We start from the raw sequence: 18640 nt of genomic DNA on the forward strand, positions 1-18640 counted from the left end.
GACCATGTTTAATCGAATCTGGCATCTGCGCGTAATTCGGTGCTGTGCGCTCCTTTTTTGTGGAATTCTATTGGTCACCACAGGCCTTTCCGCTGCGGACTCCGATACGCCGGGGCGAGACCCCAAACAGCCAGTTGACGAGGCCTACACGCAAAAGATTCAGAAGTACACCACGGAGCCGTACTTCACCTCGCCACTCGTCAATTACCTACCGGCATCGAAAACTGTGCCCACGCCGGAAGCTGTGCTGGGAGACATTGCTGGCGCACCGGATATCCTCCCGTATTCTTCGCAGGTTTATCAGTACATGCGCATGCTGGCTAAGGCCAGCCCGCGTGTGAAGGTTTTCTCCATCGGCCACACGGAAGAAGGGCGCGAGATGATTGCCGTCGCCGTGACGTCCGAGGCAAATATGCAGCATCTGGAGGAAAATCGCGCGCGCCTTGCGCAGCTCGCCGACCCCCGCACGATTCATCTGGACGATGCCGTGGCGGACAAGCTCGTTGACGGATCGGTTCCGGTCTACTACATCACAGGCACGATTCATTCGACGGAAACGGGTGCGCCGACAGCGCTGATGGAATTGGCTTATCGACTGGCCGTTGATGACAGTCCCTATATCCAAGAAATTCGCGACCACGTCATCACGCTGATTACGCCCATCGTCGAGGTCGACGGGCGCGACCGCATGGCCGATCTTTATCGCTGGCACCGTGCGCATTTGCAGGAGAATTATCCTCCGCTTATTTATTGGGGCCACTACGTGGCGCACGACAACAATCGTGATGCCATGGGAATGACGCTCAAGCTCAGCCAAAACGTCCTCAACACATTCGTTGGTTGGGATGCGCAAGTCTTGCATGACCTCCATGAGTCGGTGCCCTATCTTTACGACAACACCGCGGGCGATGGCCCTTTCAACGCCTGGGTTGATCCGATCCTCACAAATGAGTGGGAAATCCTCGGCTGGCGCAATGTACAGGACATGACCAAGTTCGGCATGCCAGGAGTCTTCACGCACGGTCAGTTCGACACTTGGTCGCCCGGCTATCTGATGTTCTTCGCCGCGCTGCACAACGGCATCAGCCGCCTTTATGAGACATTCGGCAATGGTGGGGCTGACACGGAACAACGCACGCTTGGCCCAGATGAATATTCGCGCACCTGGTGGCGGCAAAATCCTCCGCTGCCCAAGGTCACGTGGTCGCAGCGCGACAACAACAATTACGAAGAAACAGGTTTGCTGACCTCCCTGCACTTCTTCTCTGAGAATCGGCAGATGTTTCTGAAGAACTTCTACTTGAAGGCGAAGCGCTCTATCCAAAAGCCCGAGGAGGAAGGCCCAACCGCTTATGTTATGCCGGCGGATGATCCGCGCACCGGAGCCCAGGCCGAATTGCTGCACATCCTACAGTTGCAGCACTGTGAGATTTCTCGTGCTACAGCTGCTTTCACAGTGATGATGCCCGCGAGAAGATCTCATGAGCGCGCCCGCGCTGGCACTCCGCAATCCGCTGCGGATAATTCCGCTCCGCAAACCACGACGCTCAGCTTCCCGGCGGGCAGCTATATCGTTCGCATGGATCAACCCTATTCCCGCATTGCCGATTCTTTGCTCGATTATCAATATTGGAGCCCGGACGACCCACAAAAAACTCCGTATGACGATACGGGCTGGACTTTCGGTGAATTGTTCGATGTCAAAGTCGCGCGCGTCACCGATCCGGGCGTTCTTTCCGTTCCCATGGAACGTGTCACGCAAATCGCTCCGCCGAGCGGCGTTTTCGGCGCGGGAACGGTGCTCGCCATCAATGACAATGCAGATACAGCCCTCGCCACTTTGCGTTATCAGTTGAAAGACGCGCAAATTGAAGCGGCGGAAGAGCCCTTCACGGCCGACGGACATAATTTCAATCGCGGCACGTTTTTGATTCAAGGAGTGGACAGTGCGGCCCTGCAGAAAGCCGTCTCGGATTTGGGTTTGCAGGCGTACGCGTTGAGCACGGCACCTTCAGTGAAGACGCACCCCGTGCGCGCTGCCCGCGTTGCTATCCTCCATACATGGCTCAGCACGCAGACGGAAGGTTGGTGGCGTCAAGCTCTCGACTTTATGCATGTCCCGTATGACTACATCAGCACGCAAACCGTCGCGAAGAATGCCGATCTCAATTCAAAATACGACGTCATCCTCTTTCCACCAGTTGGCCGCTTCGTGAGCCCGGATTTAATTATCAATGGCCTGCCGACGGCTTGGGGCAACCCACTTCCCTGGAAAACTACCGAGCTCACTCCGAATATTGGCAAACTCGATTCCACGGACGACATGCGCCCAGAACTCGGCTGGGATGGTGTCGCGCACTTGCAAGATTTTGTTAATCACGGCGGCGTGTTGGTCACCGTGATGGACACGGCCAATCTGGCCGTAGCTCTGGGCCTCACGCACGGGGTCTCGATAGGTCGTGCGCCGCGCGAACGCATCATCGGCAGTGTCGTGCGCACACAAATTGTCGACCCCGCAAGCCCGATTGCTTACGGCTACGGCGACGAGCTTTCCGTTTACTGCTATAACGGTCCGGTATTCGACGTAAGCAACGTTCAGGGCCGCGGCGGTTTTCGCCGGCTTGGCCCGGGAATCAACGGGCGCGCAACCGGCCGGGGAACGCTGGACGACCCCGATTTTGTGGTTGGTCGCAAGAACGAAGCAGTGCCGCCAAAGCCTGTCGTTGAACCTTGGCAGGCCGGGCCGGTGACGCCGGAAGAGACACGAAACAACGTCGGCCTGATTCCCCCGCAATATCGTCCGCGGGTTATTTTCCGTTATACCGATAGCCGTAATCTTCTGGTTTCCGGCCTTGTCGAAGGTGGCGAGGACATCGCGCAGCATGCGAGCGTCATCGATGTGCCCATGCAATCCGGCCACGTCGTGCTGTTCTCGAATAACCCGATTTATCGCGGCGAAACTTGGGGAAGTTATTCGCTTGTCCTGAACACAATCCTGAATTTCGACAATTTGAGCGCGGGAAGAAAGCTGGACGCGCGCTAGGAAGCTCCGCGAATATAAACGATCGGGCGGCTCGATTTGTGCCGCCCGATTGTTCTGTTCATTCGCTGCTATTGCGACTTCATCGGGGACCCGCCGTGTCGGTCAGATGGTCATAGTTCATCGCTGCGTTAAGCAGTAGCATGAAGCTGCCTTGCGTGATTTGCCGCCACATCGGATTGATCGCGAACAAAACGACGTGGCCGCGACCTACAGGCACATCTACGATGGCGGGTGACTGCGCAAGTGCCTGTCCTCCGTCCAACATCCCGCTGACCCAGAGATTTTTCTCGTCCGCGAAACGCAACACGACGTGTGGCCACAGCGGCTTCGGAGGGATATAGGCGCTCACGTATTCCCTTGCTCCCGGCGGAACGTAAAGCTCCTGCTCCGCGCGTGTCCGGTGATCAGCCGGCGGTGGAGCGACGTACGGACGGCCCTGCGGAACATCGGGATCGGTGAGAGAGCCGCGTCCGCTGGTACGTCCACCCATTCCGCCGTCTTCACCGCCACCCCCGAATCCGCCACCGCCGCCGGTGAGCGAAACGCGAAACACCGGCGCTTGGTTGAAATAAACTGGAACCTTGGAATCGTATCCGTAGGTAATCGCATCGCGCGGATCCTCCACCGTCGCGTTAAAAATTGCGCCGCGCGCGTGCAATTGCGGCGTGGGGACGATCGAGACAGTATCGGTGATTCCTGTGTTCACGGGAATCACGGAGCTGCTGCTGATGGTGATGAGCAAACCTCCGTTGTCGACAAATGTTTTCAAATTCGCGAGGCCCGAAAAATCGAATCCGCCGCGAATATCGCCCGTTTGATCCGCGCCAAGGCCGAAGCTCGGAGTCAAATCGGACTTTTCCCATGGAATCGCATTTCCAGCCACGCTGCCATCCGGGAGCATCCGCAGAGGAACGCCATTGATGAGGCGCGCAAGATTTGGCATGGATGGCGGAAGGATAATCACATCGTATTTTGCACGCAGGTCCGGTGTCTCGCGGACGACTGCCTCTGAGATATAGGAATACGGCACCTTGCATGCTTCGAGAGCAAGGCGATACCAACCTTCCGGCTGCGTGTTCATCCAGTTGTGCACCAAGGCGATGCGCGGCGTCTCTAGCGGATGACGCGTTACGGAAATGTTTGCCGAGGTCGCGTGAATCTCCAGGCCGAGATCCTTCGCAGCGGAAGAAAGCTCGTCGCGAAGATTGGACGGATTGCCGTCTGCGGGAATGATGAACGAGCCGACGTGAAAATCCTGGCCGTCCGCCTGGAATGAATCCTCTGCGGCGAACATCTTCACGTCAGCTAATCGGAAGCGAAGAGTAGCAAGCGCCGGTTCGGCATCGGCGTTGATGATGAAAGATCCTCCGCCTCCGTCGATTTGTCCGGTGGCACGCGCAGGCCCATCGATGAGCGTCATCGGAGCTTTCAGAATGGACGGATCCGTAATGCGCACTGTGGTGACATCCATGAGCGGGCCGAGAGTCCAGCCCGTGTCGTCATAGGGCGTGGGATCGTGAATGGAGTAATACTGCGTGTCGAGAAGCATATCGGCTTCACGGCTGTATGGTTGGTCCATGCGGATGATATAGCTGCCCGCAGGGATCGTCGTTGTCGCGGGAGGTTTTTCCGCGGGATTCATGCCTCCGTGTGACCTTTGATCGGAATTGTCGCCGGACATCTTGCCATCGGCAGACTTTCTGTCGGTTGTTTGTCCGTCGGCAAAAGGATCGGCGAAGGTGGGTGAAGTCACCGTTACCGCCTTTTCCAAACGCGCGACTTCGACACCTTGGTCTTGCAAGAGACGCGCGAGGTGCGCGTCGAGCGCAGGGCGCTTGCCGTCATTCACGACGGCGTAGGCGGCCGGCCCTTCAGTGGTCGCTTTAGCGACGGAACGCCGACTCATGTTGTAAAAGCGAGCGAGGAATTGCTCCGGCCGCTGCGCCATATAATTCAATCCGATGAGCAGAGCACTCTGCTGCAGGTTGACATTGTCTCGGATGGACCAGTTGATTTTCGGCATCGGAGGATTGGGCCGATACCAGTTGATGCTCGTGTCCGCCGGGGAAATGGTCTGTACGGATGTATCCGCGCCGCGGCCACCGAATGTTTCATAGAAACGTCCGATGCCGTTGTGCCCTGCCTCCGCGAACATCATGTAGTTCGGCGCCCAGCCGTCATAGAAGCCGTGCGTCCAAACACCGGGAACACCATACGCGGTCATCTGCTGTACTTCATTGAAGGCAAGCTCCTGCCATTCGCTCTCCACAATCGGATCGAGCCAGGCGTTGTACGGCCCTGTGCCGGTGGAGATGTAAAGGAAAGGAATAGATTCGTGCAAATCGTGAAGGACCTGCGGATGCCAGGTGAAAAACGTCTTCATCTGGATCTTTGAAAGCTGCAACGCCATGGCGATGCCATCGCGATTGTTGTCATGCGCGACGTAGTGACCCCAGTAAATCAGGCTCGGCGCCTGTTTATCGGGATTGGCTTTTTCCCAGTTGTAGAGATCCACTTCGCGATCACGTCCATCCACTTCGAGAACAGGTGTGATGAGCACGATGACGTTCTTGCGAATCTGATCGATCATCGGTGAATCTTCGACGGCCAGCCGATACGCAAGCTCCATCAGCATTTCGGGCGAGCCAGTTTCTGGTGAGTGAATTGAGCCAGAAAGCCAGTAGAAAGGCTTGCCGGTTTGCTCGAGTTCCGTTGCTTGATCGGGGGTAATTTTCCGCGAGTCGGCTAACTTTGCGGTGATATCACGATAATGGTCGAGTTGGGCGATGTTGCGTTCATCGCTGATGGCGACGACCATAAAATCGCGTCCCTCTTCGCTCTTGCCAGTGATGAAGGTGCGGACGCGCGGCGAAGCCTTTTCGAGCGCATGGTAGTAGCGATAAATATCCGCCACGTGGGTAAGCTTGTTCGGTGTGCCGATGATGTATCCGAGAACCTTGTCGGGTGAAGGGACGGTGCTCGACGCAGGGAGGTGGTCAACGAGCGGCGTCGAAAGATAAGGCTCCGTCGTGTATTCTTTGATTTTTGCGGTGTAGTCCGCGTCCATTGCCTGCACAGCAGGCTCGGCGCTTTTCTTTTTTGTTTTTGTCGATGTCTTGTGAGCGGAATTGGCCGTCACGGAACCATTCGCGCTGACATTCGGGCAGAAGAAAAACAGCGGCAAAATCGCAAGGCAGGCAGCGAGCTTTGAAAAAGAACTCTTTCTTGTCATAGGATCCACCCCTTTTCGTGCGCCAAGACAGACGGATTCCGGCCTTGCAGGGTTTCGCGGAATCATAACAGAAGGCAGATTTATGCGCGCGACTTCGAATAGTGGTTGGCCCACTTGCGGCTAATGTACAGGCATGCGAAAATTGCCATATTGTACTGCAGGGTCTAGTTGAATTTGTTGCCTTGCCGGCTGATTGTCTGTGGGGCGATATCGTCTAACGGTTAGGACGGAGCCCTCTCAAGGCTCAAATCCGGGTTCGATTCCCGGTATCGCTACCAAACCACTTCTCGCGTTTCTGACGAAAAGGTTGTTCTGGGTGCCGGATGAGGCTCGCGAACTTAAAGAATCTATCGCAAGGCATTCGGAAAGGGCATAGCTAGTTCTTGCGTGCCTTTTGCGCGCGATACTCAGCAGCGACTTCGACAATGGTTTTGGGCTTGCGGGTCATTGCAGCGATTCCCATTTCTACGGCTTCTTTGTAGGAAACGAACGTCGAAGGTTCATATGTTCTCGAGCCTTGTGCACTGACAATCCGAAACCTGGCGGGACTTGTAGGTCGCAGAAAACTGAATCCAAATCCTACCGACCCCCCGCTGCCACTGCCCGCAGTGCCGCCGCCCGCATAACTCAGAGCCGACGTCGGCGAGCCTCCGCCGTTAGCATTGGCGTGCTGTTGCGCGTGGGCTGGCACAGCAAACAGCAATAGTGAGAATGCGAAAATTACGCCCTTTATGTTCATCCCCGTTCTCGCCCTCCTGTAACAAGCCTCGCCACTGCTATGAACGCAGAACTCCAGAACTCGCAGGAAACTCACCGCAACGCGCCGCATACCGTTCGTAAATCTCCCAAACAGCATCTCCCGCATCGGACCATATACTTTGCCTGTCAGCGAGGCCTGCCGATAGAGAAGCATATGAGCCACCAATCTAACAGGCTGTAAAGAAAGGACATATTGGATACTTCCGAGGTCGCTTGACGCTTCGACTTCCCGCATGTTGCAAAACTTTGCTGCATGCACGGCGGGATTTTAGATTCGTTTCAGGTATACTCTGCTGCGGTTGCGAGCGCGCTTTGTGCGATGTGTTAACTCATGAGTGGAGCCTATCAGAGAGATCGGTAAACATCCACGAGAGTGAAATTTTTGATGAAGCGGCAATTCTTCCGTCCCTCGGCACTTATGGGTTGAATCCCTCGATAATGGGTAAAAGCCACGAAGAAAACGAGCCCGTGATGGAATCTCTGGATCATGTGACTGTGGCAAACAATGAAGAAGCTCATCGCTTTGAAGCCAGATTGGCCGGCGAAACCGCTGGTATCACCTATCGGCGCATAGGGGATCAAATTGTGTTTCTGCATACGGAAGTGCCTGCAAAATTCGAAGGAAAAGGCGTAGCCACAAAACTGGTTCGAACCGCGCTTGATTTTGCGCGCATGAATCATCTTCGAGTCATTCCGTTGTGCCCATTTGTGGCAAGCTACATTCGTAAGCATGCGGAGTATCAGGATCTACTCTCACAGAGCCAGCGAGATCGCCTTTTGGCCGAGCCAAATTGAGGAGACGAATGGATGAGTTCCACGGACGCTTTCAAAGTGAGGCCGCTGCAAATCACGGATCAGGAGGTTTGGCTGCCTCTATGGCTCGGCTACCAGAAGTTTTACAAGGAGCAGATTCCTGAGGCAACGACTCGCATGACGTGGAGGCGCCTTCTCGATCCGCGCGAACCGATGTTTGGCGCCATCGCATTAGCTGGCGACCAGGCTGTGGGCATCGTGCACTGGATTTTTCACCGCTCCTGCTGGACCGTTGAGAATTATTGCTATCTGCAGGATCTTTTCGTCGCGGAAGACAAGCGTGGCGCAGGAATCGGACGCAAACTGATCGAACACGTATATGCCGTCGCTCGCGCGGCTAGGTGCTCGCGTGTCTATTGGTTGACGCACGAGACGAATACGGACGCAATGCTGCTTTACGATCGCATTGCAGGGCGGTCCGGTTTCGTCCAATACAACAAAAACCTCACGTAATTTAGGCGAATCTCAACTGCACGCTAGGAGTTTCTTAATGTTCATGCTCCGCTTGCACGTTGATTCTCGAGTTGCGCTGTCATCGTGATATTCGCTTTCAGGACTTTCGAGACTGGGCAGCCAGCCTTAGCGGCTTCGGCAGCTTTCTCAAAGGCTGCTTTGTCGGCGTTGGGAATGCGAGCTTTTACGTCGAGATGAATCTTCGTGATCGAGAAACTGTCTCCCTGTTTTTCGAGCGTGACTGCAGCCGTCGTTTCAATCGTCTCTGGCTTAAGCCCCGCATTGCCGAGCTGCGCGGAGAGAGCCATGCTGAAGCATCCTGCGTGCGCCGCAGCAATCAATTCTTCTGGATTTGTTCCTTTGCCATTTTCAAATCGGGAAGTGAAAGAATAATTCGCCTTCGAGAGCACGCCGCTTTCCGTCGAAATCGTGCCGCTTCCATCGCGAAGCATACCGTTCCAGACTGCCGTTGCTTTCCTTGCCATACGTTCCTCCTCAGGACCACGCTAATAGTCTACGGCGGGAGCCTGACTCGGCGCTACACGCTTGGGAATGCAGCCACATTTCGCAGCGCGGTGCTTATGGGACCATCCAGCTGAGCCAGTGGACTTGCGCAAGCGCGAGCAGGCCAATCAGTAATGCAAAAAATATACTGTGCCAGAAAGCAGAGCGAAGGACCTTGCCTTCTTCGCCGATAAGGCCGACGGTGGTGACGCCAACAGCGATATTTTGCGGCGAGATCATCTTTCCCGTAATCGCGCCGGAGGAGTTGGTCGCGGCCATCAGCACAGGATTCAAATGCAATTGGTGCGCAGCGACGACTTGCAAATTGCCAAAAAGCAGATTGCTCGCAGTATCGCTGCCGCTCAGAAAACATGCAACCCAGCCAACGTAACTGCTTAGCACTGGGAAGAAGCGTCCTGCATGAGCGACCGCAGCGCCGAGTGTGTAGGCCATGCCGGAATAATTGTAAAGATAGGCCAGCGCGACGATGAGCAGCACGGTGAGACCAGCGACGCGAAGCTGACGTAGCGTTTTTATTCCGGCGTTGGCGAACGTCTTGGGCCGCACCCGAAGGCAAAGCGCTGTGAGGATAGCCGCCGCGAGAACCGCAGTGCCAGCGGCCAGCGGCTGGAAAGAATAGCGGGCCGCGTAAGGCTGGCCATAGAGCGTAATAAGAATTGCATTGTGAAGATGCGGGATTTCGAACGTTATCTGTCCCTTCGCGAAAACCTTAAGGTACGACCACAAGACCATGACGCCGGACAGAAGAATCCACGGCAACCAGGCACTGAACGCTTCACGGGAGGAGATCGGAAAATTCTGCCGGTTGGGAGATTTCGCCGGATTCGAACTGTCTACCGCGAGGGGTTTCCAGAAACGCAGCAAAAGAACCAGTGCCGCAATCGACGCCAATGCGGCGATGATGTCCGCGGCCCAAGGGCCCCAGAAGTTAGAGACGAAATATTGCGCAAGCGCGAAACTGATTCCTGCAACCATCGCCGCTGGCCATGCGCGCTTCAACCCTTTGCCGCGCGCCACCACCCAAACCAGATATGCAGGCAGGATGGCTGAAAGAAAAGGAAGCTGTCTTCCCTCCATGGACGAAAGTTTCATCAGGTCGATTCCCGTCACCGCGGCCAGCGCGACGATGGGAATGCCAAGCGCGCCGAATGCCACAGGAGCAGTATCGGCGATGAGTGAAATCAAAATGGCCCGGCGAGGCGCAAATCCCATGCCAACGAGAAGGAAAGCTGTAATCGCGACTGGGGCTCCGAAACCGGCCGTGCCTTCGAGCAGGGCGCCAAAGCAGAAAGCGACCAGAACGGCCTGGATACAAGCATCGCCGGATGCGTTCTGCGTCATCCAACGCCGGAGCGATTCAAAGTGGCCTGTTTCGACCGTCAGGTTATACAGCCAAAGCGCGGCGAACACGATCCACATGATAGACCACAGCGCATAGATCAAGCCGTAGACGACACTCCAAAGCTCGAGCACAAACGGCATTCGCCACACGAAGATCGCCATAACACCAGCTACGACCAGCCCGCACGCGGAAGAGAAAAGACCGCTCTTGCGCAATCCCCCCATCAGCGTCAGAACAACCGCTAGCGGGACAATCGCAGCAAGAGCAGAGAGCCAAAGCGAGCCTGCCGGCTCAAGAGGTTGTGGCCAAACGAGAACGAATGAGAAAAGCATTGTGTGACCGTAAGTGCGATTGATCTCCGGCGCGGGATTCTAACATCGAAAGCGGCTAGAAACAGCGGGCATGGGAAGCGCCGCGAGGTTCCGCTACAATGGCAAATATGAATATCGCCTCGAATCTGGCTCCGTATGCCATGGACGTGCGCCAGACGCGCGGCAGGCGCCATATTGAGCCGCCGCATCCCTACCGTAACGATTATGCGCGGGACCGCGATCGCGTCGTCCATTCCCGGGCCTTCCGGCGTCTCGAGGCGAAGACGCAGGTGTTTACCACGCGCTTTTCGGATCATTTCCGCAATCGATTGACGCACACACTCGAAGTAGCTCAGATCGCCCGAACGGTGGCAGGTGCGCTTGGTTTGAACGCAGATCTTGTCGAGGCCTTGGCTCTCGTGCACGACATTGGCCACCCTCCTTTCGGCCATGCCGGCGAGCGCCAGTTGGACCTGCGCATGCGCGAGCACGGCGACCGTTTCAATCACAATCTCCACGCGCTTTACATTGTCGAGCAGTTTGAGCAACGTTATTTGGATTTTTCGGGCCTCAACCTGACCTTTGAGGTGCGCGAAGGAATCATCAAGCACTCTCGCGATTATTCCGCTGCGGAATTTCCCGAACTCGTCGAATATCTTCTCGATCAGCGTCCTCCCCTCGAAGCCCAGCTCATCGATCTGGTTGATGAAATCGCCTATAACACGGCTGATCTGGACGACGGTTTCGAAGCTCGCTTGCTGCAACTTGATGATCTGGCTTCAGCAGTCCCTTTGTTCGACGAAGTCTATAAGGACGTCGACCGCCGCTATCCGAGCGGTCAGAAAAGACTGAAATTCAACGAAGCGCTCAAGCGAGTTCTGGACACTTTGGCCACGGACTTGATCGAGCACGCTCGCTCCGAGGTGACTGCGGCAAGAGTCGCGAGTGTCGAAGATGTCCGCCGCCAACCCAAGAGGCTTGTCAGTTTTTCAATGGGAATTGCTGCAAAGGTTATGGCGCTAAAGAGATTCCTGAGCGCGCGTCTCTACGAGAATCCGGCGATCACCGAAGATCGCGAACGTTCCGTCGCGGCTCTCGATGAGCTATTTCTCTTCTATCTGCAACATCCTGAAAAGATGCCCGCCGCCTATGCAGAAAAGACGCGCCGCGAGAAACCCCACCGCGTTGTTTGCGAGTATATCGCCGGCATGACCGATCATTATTTGTTGCAACAGCATCAGGAGCAGATTGGTTCGTCCAAGCCTCTTGGCGCCAATTCGTTGGTTCCACCATCTCGGAATTCAAGGTAAGCCGGAGGCCTCGGCAAGAGTGGATTTCGTTTTTTGCGCCGGACTCTAATTTGTGCTATTTTGTGCGGATGGAGTATACACCGTATACATGAGCAGAGATCGCACTGCGCAAAAAATCGCTATTGCCGCTCGCAAACTTTTGGACGAAGAAGGAGCGGACGCGGTGACCATGCGCCGCGTCGCAAAGGCCGTGGGAATCACAGCCATGGCCATTTATCGGCACTACCCCGACCGAGAAGGTTTGCTGAATGCCCTAGCAGACAAAGGATTCGCCGAGTTGTCTGTCCGCCTTTCACGCCGGCAATTTTCCGGCAGCGCCGAGAAACAGTTGGCGCGGATGGCAGACATCTACTTGCTGCACGCGCTCGAAAGTCCGCGACTTTTCGAGCTTATGTTTCTCAATCCGCGCAAAGGTGCCCGCCGCTATCCGCTGGACTTCAAAGCGGGTCGCTCTCCCACGGCAAATCTGATGGCGGAGGCAGTGCAAGAGGGAATGTGGAGTGGTCATTTTCGTGAGGACGACGCCTGGGAAATCGTCTTCGAGATGGGGGCACTGTCCCACGGCCTAATCATGCTCTATTTGGGAGGACGCATTGGTACGAGGGCGCGGAGCTTTCGCGCGCTCTATCGGCGATCGTTCAAGAGGTACATCGATGGTCTTCGAAAATGATCGGCGGCGCTTAGCAGCCGCATCAGTTGCAATTATATCTACGGCGGGATTGGTTTGGTTCGGCAACGGGCTCAATCCTTGGTGGCCGCTGATGTGGTTTGCGCCGTTACCCGTGCTTATTTTTGCCTCGCGTAGTTCCTCGCCGACCGCCGCCATCTCGGCGTTTCTTGCGTGGTTCGCCGGCAGTTTCACGATGTGGCGCTACCTGCATACAACTCTGGGCCTGAGTTTTGTGACGTTCGTATCCATTTTTTTCGTTGAGGCGTTTGTGTTCACGCTGGGTGTGTTGCTATTTCGCGCACTGCTCCGGCGCGGCGCGCCATGGAGCGCATTGCTGGCCTTCCCGGCGCTTTGGGTCGCCTGCGAATACGCTCATAATCTCTTTACGCCCGATGGTACGGCGGGGAGTCTTTCTTATACGCAGCTCAAGTTCTTGCCTTTTTTGCAACTTGCGTCGGTCACAGGCCCGTGGGGCCTGTCGTTTCTATTGTTGCTATTTTCCGCCGCACTTGCCATCAGGCTGTACTTGCGTCGAACTGCGCCGAGACAGGGATTGCGTATCGTCGGCACGGGAGTAGGGATTATTGTCTTGGTCCTCATCTTTGGCGCGTTTCGCCTCGCGATGCCAATGCGAGACCAGCGGATGCGCGTCGGACTCATCGCCTCAGATCAGCCAGCCAACGTGAACGTGGCCATCGCGGGTAGCCAGACCGATCAGCTTTTCCGCGAATATGTTGCCGCGGCAGAGAGTCTAGCAGGTCGCGGAGCACAGGTTATCGTATTGCCCGAGAAACTCGGAGTCGTCGGGCCCGACAGTAAGACTGCCGACTCGATCTTCCAGTCCTCGGCTGACAAAACCAAAGTCGTCATCGTCGTCGGTATGGTCGCTGTATCTCCACCATTGAAATATAACCAGGCCCGCGTGTACCGGGCGGCTGCTCCAGTCATGCGCTACGATAAAGAGCATATGCTGCCCCCGTTTGAGTCGAAATTCAAGCCAGGCACGACTCTCACATTCATGCGGGAGGCTTCCGAAACTTGGGGCGTGGCAATTTGTAAGGATATGGATTTTACCGCGCTCTCCCGGAAGTATGGCGAAGCAGGGGCAGGCCTCATGTTGGTTCCTGGTTGGGATTTCGTCATTGACGCGAGTTGGCATGGCCACATAGCAATAATGCGCGGTGTGGAGGACGGGTTCAGCATTGTTCGTGCGGCAAGAGGCGGCTACTTGACGGTCAGCGACGACCGTGGACGCATCCTGGCGGAGACAAGAAGCGATTCTGCTCCGTTCGCGACACTCGTCGCGGATGTGCCGGTTACGCATGACGCGACTCTATATCTTCGGCTGGGAGATTGGTTTGCGTGGCTCGCGTTCGTGATTCTGGTTTTCACGCTGGGGCGGCTTTGTAGACTGTACATGGTCCAGAGTGGCGCTCACCCATCCTGAGAGTCTGGCTGGAAGGGTAAGTATCCGATTCGCACCATTCGTGTGGTTTCTTGGCCGTTTCCTTGACATTGCCTGACCGCACCTTATAATGAACCTTCACTCGCATTTTCTGGGATTTTCATGTTCCTCGACGTACACGAACTGGCCACGCGCAAGATTCGCATCCGGCGAAACTATGCCCCGGGCACGCTGGATTTCCATTCCGGTGAATTCCGCCAAATCGAACCGCTGGATGTGCGTGCCACGGCGGAGCTGGTCGACAATCAGATTCGCATTTACGGCACGTTTCATACCCGGCTTGAGCTGAATTGCGCCCGCTGCCTGGAGACGGTTGTCGAGGAAGTCAGCAAGAATTTCGATCTTTTTTACAGACCCATGACCTCCATCAGCAGGGAGGAAGAAGTCCGCCTGAATCTGGATGATACGGATGTGGCATTTTTTGAGGGAGACGGGCTTTTCCTTGCCGACGTCCTCGCCGAACAGGTCAATTTGTCGCTGCCCATGAAGGTGATTTGCCGCAGTGATTGCCGCGGGCTTTGCCCGCACTGCGGGGTGAATTTGAATCAGGAAGAGTGCCGCTGCGAAACCCATGTCGCTGACCCGCGCCTGGTGCCGCTCGCACGTCTCAAGCAGGACTGGTCGAAAAAGCAATAAAAAATAGTAAGATCTCAATTTGGCGGAAGGGCGCCGTGCGTCCTCCGCGCAAGGAGTTGGAATGCCGAATCCAAAGCGACGTCACTCGAAGAAACGCACTAGCACGCGGCGCGCGCACGATCATCTGAAAACGCCGTCGATCGCGAAGTGTCCGCACTGCCACGAGCCGAAGCTCGCCCATCGCGCCTGCCCTCATTGCGGGTATTATAAGGGGCGGGCAGTCGTGGATACAGAAGCCTGATCCCCGAGATTGGGGATCTCGGAGTCTCCTAGTCAATTTGAGCGGGTGCGAGCCGATGATAACCATTGCGTTGGACGCTATGGGTGGCGACCACGCTCCTCGTGCGGAAGTCGAGGGAGCTGTCCTTGCTGCGCGCCAATACGGCGTGCGCATTCTCCTCGTTGGCATGGAATCGAAGGTGCGCGCTGAGCTCAACCGCCAATCGTGGAGGGGCCTTCCGCTCGAAGTTGTGAATGCGACGGAAGTGATCACCATGGAGGATTCACCCTCCCTGGCGTTCCGCAAGAAACGTGACAGCTCGGTGCACGTCGGAGCCAAGTTGGTGCGCCAGGGGCAGGCGGATGCGCTGGTCAGCGCTGGAAATACGGGCGCTGTAATGGCCGTTGCACGATTTATCTTGGGGACGCTGCCTTCTGTGGATCGTCCGGCGCTTGCAGCTCCCTTTCCGACGGCCAAGGGCGGGGCTGCGGTTCTCCTGGATATCGGTGCCAATGTCGATTCGAAGCCAGAGCATCTCGAGCAATTTGCCGTCATGGGCGAGATTTATTGCCGCGCGATTTTCGGCGTGAGGCGGCCTCGTGTTGCCGTTCTCTCCATCGGCGAGGAGGAAATGAAGGGCAATGAGCTGACGCGCGAGGTGTCGAACCGCCTCAAGCAAAGTTCCCTGAATTTCGTCGGCAATGTCGAAGGTAAAGATTTTTTCAAGGGCAACGTCGATGTCATCGTATGTGACGGTTTCGTCGGCAATATTGTTCTCAAGATCAGCGAAGGCCTCGTTGAGCATGTGGGCGGGATGCTAAAAAAGGCTTTGCAGAGCAGCCTGAGCGCGCAAGTGGGTTACGTCTTGTCCCGCCATGCGTTCGCCGAATTTCGCAAAAAGATTGATTACTCCGAGTATGGTGGCGTGCCTTTGCTCGGTGTGCGTGGCATCACCATTATCGGGCACGGCCGCTCGAACTCGAACGCGATTAAGAATGCCATTCGCGTCGCCTCCGAGCTTTGCCGATCGAATGCAAACGAGAAGATTGAACAGGAGCTTTCCGCGGCGGTTACTGGCGCTCGCGCCTGAATCTCCGGCGTCGAGCCGCTGGACTTTCCTCCCAAAGAGAGTTAGAACCGGCAGTCGGTATTGCGGCCGAGGTGCATCACAGAACGGAATAGCATATGAGCAAGCTCGCATTCTTGTTTCCAGGCCAGGCGTCCCAGTATTCGGGTATGGGGCGCGATCTCGCGGAGAAATTTCCCGGGGCGCGCCGCGTTTTCGAGTCTGCCGACGCTACCCTGGGCTTTTCCGTATCGCATCTATGCTTTGAAGGTACGGAAGATGAGCTGAAGCTCACGGAGAACACGCAACCGGCGATCCTGACAGTTTCGGTCGCCGCAGAACGCGTGCTGCAAGAAAATGGCGTTGTCCCTGACTATGTTGCGGGGCACAGTCTGGGTGAATATTCGGCTCTTGTTGCCGCAGGGAGCCTCGAGTTTTCGTCTGCCATAAAGCTGGTCCGCAACCGGGGGAGATACATGCAGGAAGCCGTGGCGCACGGCGATGGCGCGATGGCTGCGATTCTTGGACTCGCTTCAGCAGAGGTTATCGACATCTGCAAGAAGGCTGCGGGCAGCGACGTCGTCATACCGGCCAATTTGAATTCGCCTGAGCAGACTGTCATTTCCGGGCACGCCGCCGCTGTCAAGCGTGCCGTTGAAATAGCGTCGCAAAGCGGAGCGAAGCGCGCGGTTGTTCTGGCTGTCTCCGCTCCCTTTCATTGCGAGTTGATGAAGCCAGTCGAAAAGCGCCTGGAAGCCGACTTGCTTGCCGCCAGATTCAGCGATCTGCGGTTTCCTCTAATCACGAACGTTGACGCAGAAGCGATTACGAAAGGCGACGAGGCCCGCACCGCTCTGATTCGCCAGGTGTGCGCGCCGGTGCGCTGGGAAGATTCCATCCGTGAAATGATTGCGCAGAATGTGCGTATTTTCATCGAAGTCGGCCCAGGACGTGTCTTGAGTGGCCTGCTGCGCCAGATTGACCGCTCCGTGCGCTGCTTGAATGTTGAGGATTCGGCAAGCTTGCAATCCACGCTCGAGAAAATCTCGCAAGCGCGCACCGAAACGACCGAAGCGTGATCTCATCCAAAAGGAACTGAACACCACAATGTTTTCACTTCAGGGCAAAGTGGCACTCGTCACCGGCGCGTCCCAGGGAATCGGTCGGGGGGTGGCAATCGCGCTGGCGGCGGCTGGCGCGCGCGTCGCTGCCGCGGCGCGCAATGAGCAAAATCTGATCGAAGTCGTGAAGCAGATTGAGGCGGCGGGGGGTGAAGCGGTCGCTGTGAGGATGGATGTCGCTGAGCCGGAGCAGGTCAAATCCGGCTTCCAGCAGGCTTTGGCGAAGTTCGGCCGGCTCGATATTCTGGTCAACAACGCCGCAATCACTCGCGATGGCCTCGCTCTGCGTATGAAGCTCGAGGATTGGGATACGGTGCTGCGGACGAATCTGACCGCGGCGCATCTTTGCACGCAGCAGGCGCTCTCCGTGATGATGAAGCAGCGTTGGGGGCGCATTATCAATATCACGTCCGTGGTCGCCGAGACGGGGAACGCCGGGCAATCGAACTACGTTGCAGCGAAGGCAGGTCTCATTGGCTTGACGCGCGCGATCGCGATAGAAATGGCTTCGCGCAATATTACAGTCAACGCTGTCGCACCCGGCTTTATCGCCACTCCCATGACGGATCCGCTGCCGGATAAGGTGAAAGAGGAAATGAAATCCCGTATTCCCTTGGGGCGTTTTGGCGCCGAAAATGATGTTGCCGCTGCAATCGTTTTTCTTGCTAGCGAAGAGGCGGGATACATCACCGGACACGTGCTCGACGTCAACGGCGGCATGCACATGGGTTAGTGGCAGGACATCCGATTTACGAGCACTGCCATTCCATGACTGCCGTGCGAGGATCTTGAATGTCGATTGAGAATGAAAACGATTTGCTGGCATTGAAAGAAGTCGGGGGCATCGTCCGGCTTGCGCTGACGGCTATGGCGCGGTGCGTGCGCGCGGGAATTACCACCGGCAAGCTCGCCGAAATCGGCGGCAAAGTGATGCGCGAAAATGGAGCCAGTTCCGCGCCGCGCATGGTTTACGGTTTCCCGGGAGATGTGCTGATCAGTCTCAACGATGAGGCCGTGCATGGTATTCCTTCGTATTCGCGAACGATCCGCGCGGGTGATCTCGTGAAACTGGACGTCACGTTTGAAAAGAACGGCTACATGGCCGATGCTGCTGTGACCGTACCCGTTGAACCTATTTCAGAGGACGCGCGCCGCTTGGCGGCCTGCGCGGAACGCGCGTTTCAGCGGGCAATGCAGTTTGCACGCGCAAACAATCACGTCAACGAAATCGGACGAGCCGTGGAGCGAGAAGTCAGGCGAAGCGGTTTCCGTGTCATTCGTGAACTCGGCGGGCATGGCATCGGCCGGACGATTCACGAGGCTCCAACGGTGCCCAATTTTGATGATCCCTCGGCGCGTCAGCTTCTGACCAAGGGCTTGGTCATCACTATCGAGCCGATTATTGCCATGGGCTCGGGCAGACCTGCCGATGGAGGAGACGGTTGGACCGTGAAGACCGCAGACGGCAGCCTTTCCGCACATTATGAGCACACGCTGGTCATCACCGAGGGCGCGCCGATCCTGCTGACTGCCGCATGATTCGCCACCGGGGTCACTGTCCGATGATTGACGTGCAGGACCGATTGGTTGTAAGAAGTGTGGGCCCAAGAGATGCTACGTGCCAGCCATCTCGACGAGTGATTTTAGGCTGTCTCTGGTTGACCTGATTTCGCG

General features: G+C 56.4%; 16 protein-coding genes and 1 tRNA gene. 13 read left to right on the forward strand and 4 right to left on the reverse strand.

The annotated features are described in order from the left end of the window. The first annotated feature begins 70 nt into the window (after positions 1 to 70). A complete protein-coding gene (locus tag VGR81_11890) occupies positions 71 to 3043 on the forward strand; it encodes a M14 family zinc carboxypeptidase (protein ID HEV2289645.1) in 2973 nt (990 codons plus the stop codon). A 79-nt stretch (positions 3044 to 3122) separates the two neighbouring features. Here the strand turns inward: VGR81_11890 and VGR81_11895 are convergent, their stop codons facing one another. Then, complete coding sequence (locus VGR81_11895; protein HEV2289646.1) at positions 3123 to 6275, reverse strand: M14 family zinc carboxypeptidase; 3153 nt, start codon at positions 6273 to 6275, stop codon at positions 3123 to 3125. A gap of 203 nt (positions 6276 to 6478) precedes the next feature. Here VGR81_11895 and VGR81_11900 point away from each other — a divergent pair. Further along, positions 6479 to 6553: transfer RNA gene (locus VGR81_11900), tRNA-Glu, on the forward strand. Between the two features lie 98 nt (positions 6554 to 6651). Here the strand turns inward: VGR81_11900 and VGR81_11905 are convergent. After that, on the reverse strand, positions 6652 to 7014 hold the full coding sequence (locus VGR81_11905) for a hypothetical protein (protein HEV2289647.1): 363 nt from the start codon (positions 7012 to 7014) through the stop codon (positions 6652 to 6654). Between the two features lie 341 nt (positions 7015 to 7355). Between VGR81_11905 and VGR81_11910 the strand changes: the two genes are divergently transcribed. Both VGR81_11910 and VGR81_11915 read left to right on the forward strand, forming a co-directional pair. Further along, positions 7356 to 7829 (forward strand): GNAT family N-acetyltransferase, encoded by a 474-nt coding sequence (locus VGR81_11910; GenBank protein ID HEV2289648.1) that lies wholly within the window; start codon positions 7356 to 7358, stop codon positions 7827 to 7829. A 12-nt stretch (positions 7830 to 7841) separates the two neighbouring features. Beyond that, positions 7842 to 8300, forward strand: coding sequence for a GNAT family N-acetyltransferase (locus VGR81_11915; protein HEV2289649.1), 459 nt, complete (start codon positions 7842 to 7844; stop codon positions 8298 to 8300). Positions 8301 to 8341: 41 nt separating this feature from the next. Here the strand turns inward: VGR81_11915 and VGR81_11920 are convergent, their stop codons facing one another. Further along, positions 8342 to 8785, reverse strand: a complete 444-nt coding sequence (locus VGR81_11920; protein HEV2289650.1) for an OsmC family protein — start codon at positions 8783 to 8785, stop codon at positions 8342 to 8344. A gap of 94 nt (positions 8786 to 8879) precedes the next feature. Next, positions 8880 to 10499 (reverse strand): L-lactate permease, encoded by a 1620-nt coding sequence (locus tag VGR81_11925; GenBank protein HEV2289651.1) that lies wholly within the window; start codon positions 10497 to 10499, stop codon positions 8880 to 8882. Between the two features lie 98 nt (positions 10500 to 10597). On the opposite strand from VGR81_11925, the gene VGR81_11930 reads away from it, so the two are divergent. The 9 genes from VGR81_11930 to map all read left to right on the forward strand — a co-directional run bounded on the left by VGR81_11930 (position 10598) and on the right by map (position 18505). Beyond that, on the forward strand, positions 10598 to 11788 hold the full coding sequence (locus VGR81_11930; protein ID HEV2289652.1) for a deoxyguanosinetriphosphate triphosphohydrolase: 1191 nt from the start codon (positions 10598 to 10600) through the stop codon (positions 11786 to 11788). A gap of 88 nt (positions 11789 to 11876) precedes the next feature. Then, complete coding sequence (locus tag VGR81_11935; GenBank protein ID HEV2289653.1) at positions 11877 to 12458, forward strand: TetR/AcrR family transcriptional regulator; 582 nt, start codon at positions 11877 to 11879, stop codon at positions 12456 to 12458. 49 nt (positions 12459 to 12507) lie between these two features. Further along, a complete protein-coding gene (locus VGR81_11940; protein ID HEV2289654.1) occupies positions 12508 to 13905 on the forward strand; it encodes a nitrilase-related carbon-nitrogen hydrolase in 1398 nt (465 codons plus the stop codon). Between the two features lie 120 nt (positions 13906 to 14025). After that, entirely contained in the window at positions 14026 to 14559 is a 534-nt protein-coding gene (locus VGR81_11945; protein HEV2289655.1) for a DUF177 domain-containing protein, read from the forward strand. Positions 14560 to 14620: 61 nt separating this feature from the next. After that, a complete protein-coding gene (gene rpmF, locus VGR81_11950) occupies positions 14621 to 14800 on the forward strand; it encodes a 50S ribosomal protein L32 (GenBank protein ID HEV2289656.1) in 180 nt (59 codons plus the stop codon). Between the two features lie 55 nt (positions 14801 to 14855). Further along, on the forward strand, positions 14856 to 15869 hold the full coding sequence (gene plsX, locus VGR81_11955) for a phosphate acyltransferase PlsX (protein ID HEV2289657.1): 1014 nt from the start codon (positions 14856 to 14858) through the stop codon (positions 15867 to 15869). A 95-nt stretch (positions 15870 to 15964) separates the two neighbouring features. Beyond that, positions 15965 to 16924, forward strand: coding sequence for an ACP S-malonyltransferase (gene fabD, locus VGR81_11960; protein ID HEV2289658.1), 960 nt, complete (start codon positions 15965 to 15967; stop codon positions 16922 to 16924). Positions 16925 to 16952: 28 nt separating this feature from the next. Continuing rightward, positions 16953 to 17699 carry a 3-oxoacyl-[acyl-carrier-protein] reductase gene (gene fabG, locus VGR81_11965; protein HEV2289659.1) on the forward strand — a complete coding sequence of 249 codons (747 nt, stop codon included), beginning with the start codon at positions 16953 to 16955 and terminating at the stop codon, positions 17697 to 17699. A 59-nt stretch (positions 17700 to 17758) separates the two neighbouring features. Continuing rightward, positions 17759 to 18505, forward strand: coding sequence for a type I methionyl aminopeptidase (gene map / locus VGR81_11970; protein HEV2289660.1), 747 nt, complete (start codon positions 17759 to 17761; stop codon positions 18503 to 18505). Positions 18506 to 18640 lie beyond the last annotated feature (135 nt).

This window comes from Candidatus Acidiferrales bacterium, from assembly GCA_035934015.1.
In the GTDB taxonomy this organism is placed as follows: domain Bacteria; phylum Acidobacteriota; class Terriglobia; order Acidiferrales; family UBA7541; genus DAHUXN01.

What these genes read in the sequence shown, in the direction of transcription:
- VGR81_11905 (HEV2289647.1), bottom strand. Translation starts at nt 7,014, where the DNA reads ATGAACATAAAGGGCGTAATTTTCGCATTCTCACTATTGCTGTTTGCT.
- VGR81_11895 (HEV2289646.1), bottom strand. Translation starts at nt 6,275, where the DNA reads ATGACAAGAAAGAGTTCTTTTTCAAAGCTCGCTGCCTGCCTTGCGATT.
- VGR81_11945 (HEV2289655.1), top strand. Translation starts at nt 14,026, where the DNA reads ATGTTCCTCGACGTACACGAACTGGCCACGCGCAAGATTCGCATCCGG.
- fabG (HEV2289659.1), top strand. Translation starts at nt 16,953, where the DNA reads ATGTTTTCACTTCAGGGCAAAGTGGCACTCGTCACCGGCGCGTCCCAG.
- VGR81_11920 (HEV2289650.1), bottom strand. Translation starts at nt 8,785, where the DNA reads ATGGCAAGGAAAGCAACGGCAGTCTGGAACGGTATGCTTCGCGATGGA.
- map (HEV2289660.1), top strand. Translation starts at nt 17,759, where the DNA reads ATGTCGATTGAGAATGAAAACGATTTGCTGGCATTGAAAGAAGTCGGG.
- VGR81_11935 (HEV2289653.1), top strand. Translation starts at nt 11,877, where the DNA reads ATGAGCAGAGATCGCACTGCGCAAAAAATCGCTATTGCCGCTCGCAAA.
- VGR81_11915 (HEV2289649.1), top strand. Translation starts at nt 7,842, where the DNA reads ATGAGTTCCACGGACGCTTTCAAAGTGAGGCCGCTGCAAATCACGGAT.
- rpmF (HEV2289656.1), top strand. Translation starts at nt 14,621, where the DNA reads ATGCCGAATCCAAAGCGACGTCACTCGAAGAAACGCACTAGCACGCGG.
- fabD (HEV2289658.1), top strand. Translation starts at nt 15,965, where the DNA reads ATGAGCAAGCTCGCATTCTTGTTTCCAGGCCAGGCGTCCCAGTATTCG.
- plsX (HEV2289657.1), top strand. Translation starts at nt 14,856, where the DNA reads ATGATAACCATTGCGTTGGACGCTATGGGTGGCGACCACGCTCCTCGT.
- VGR81_11930 (HEV2289652.1), top strand. Translation starts at nt 10,598, where the DNA reads ATGGCAAATATGAATATCGCCTCGAATCTGGCTCCGTATGCCATGGAC.
- VGR81_11925 (HEV2289651.1), bottom strand. Translation starts at nt 10,499, where the DNA reads ATGCTTTTCTCATTCGTTCTCGTTTGGCCACAACCTCTTGAGCCGGCA.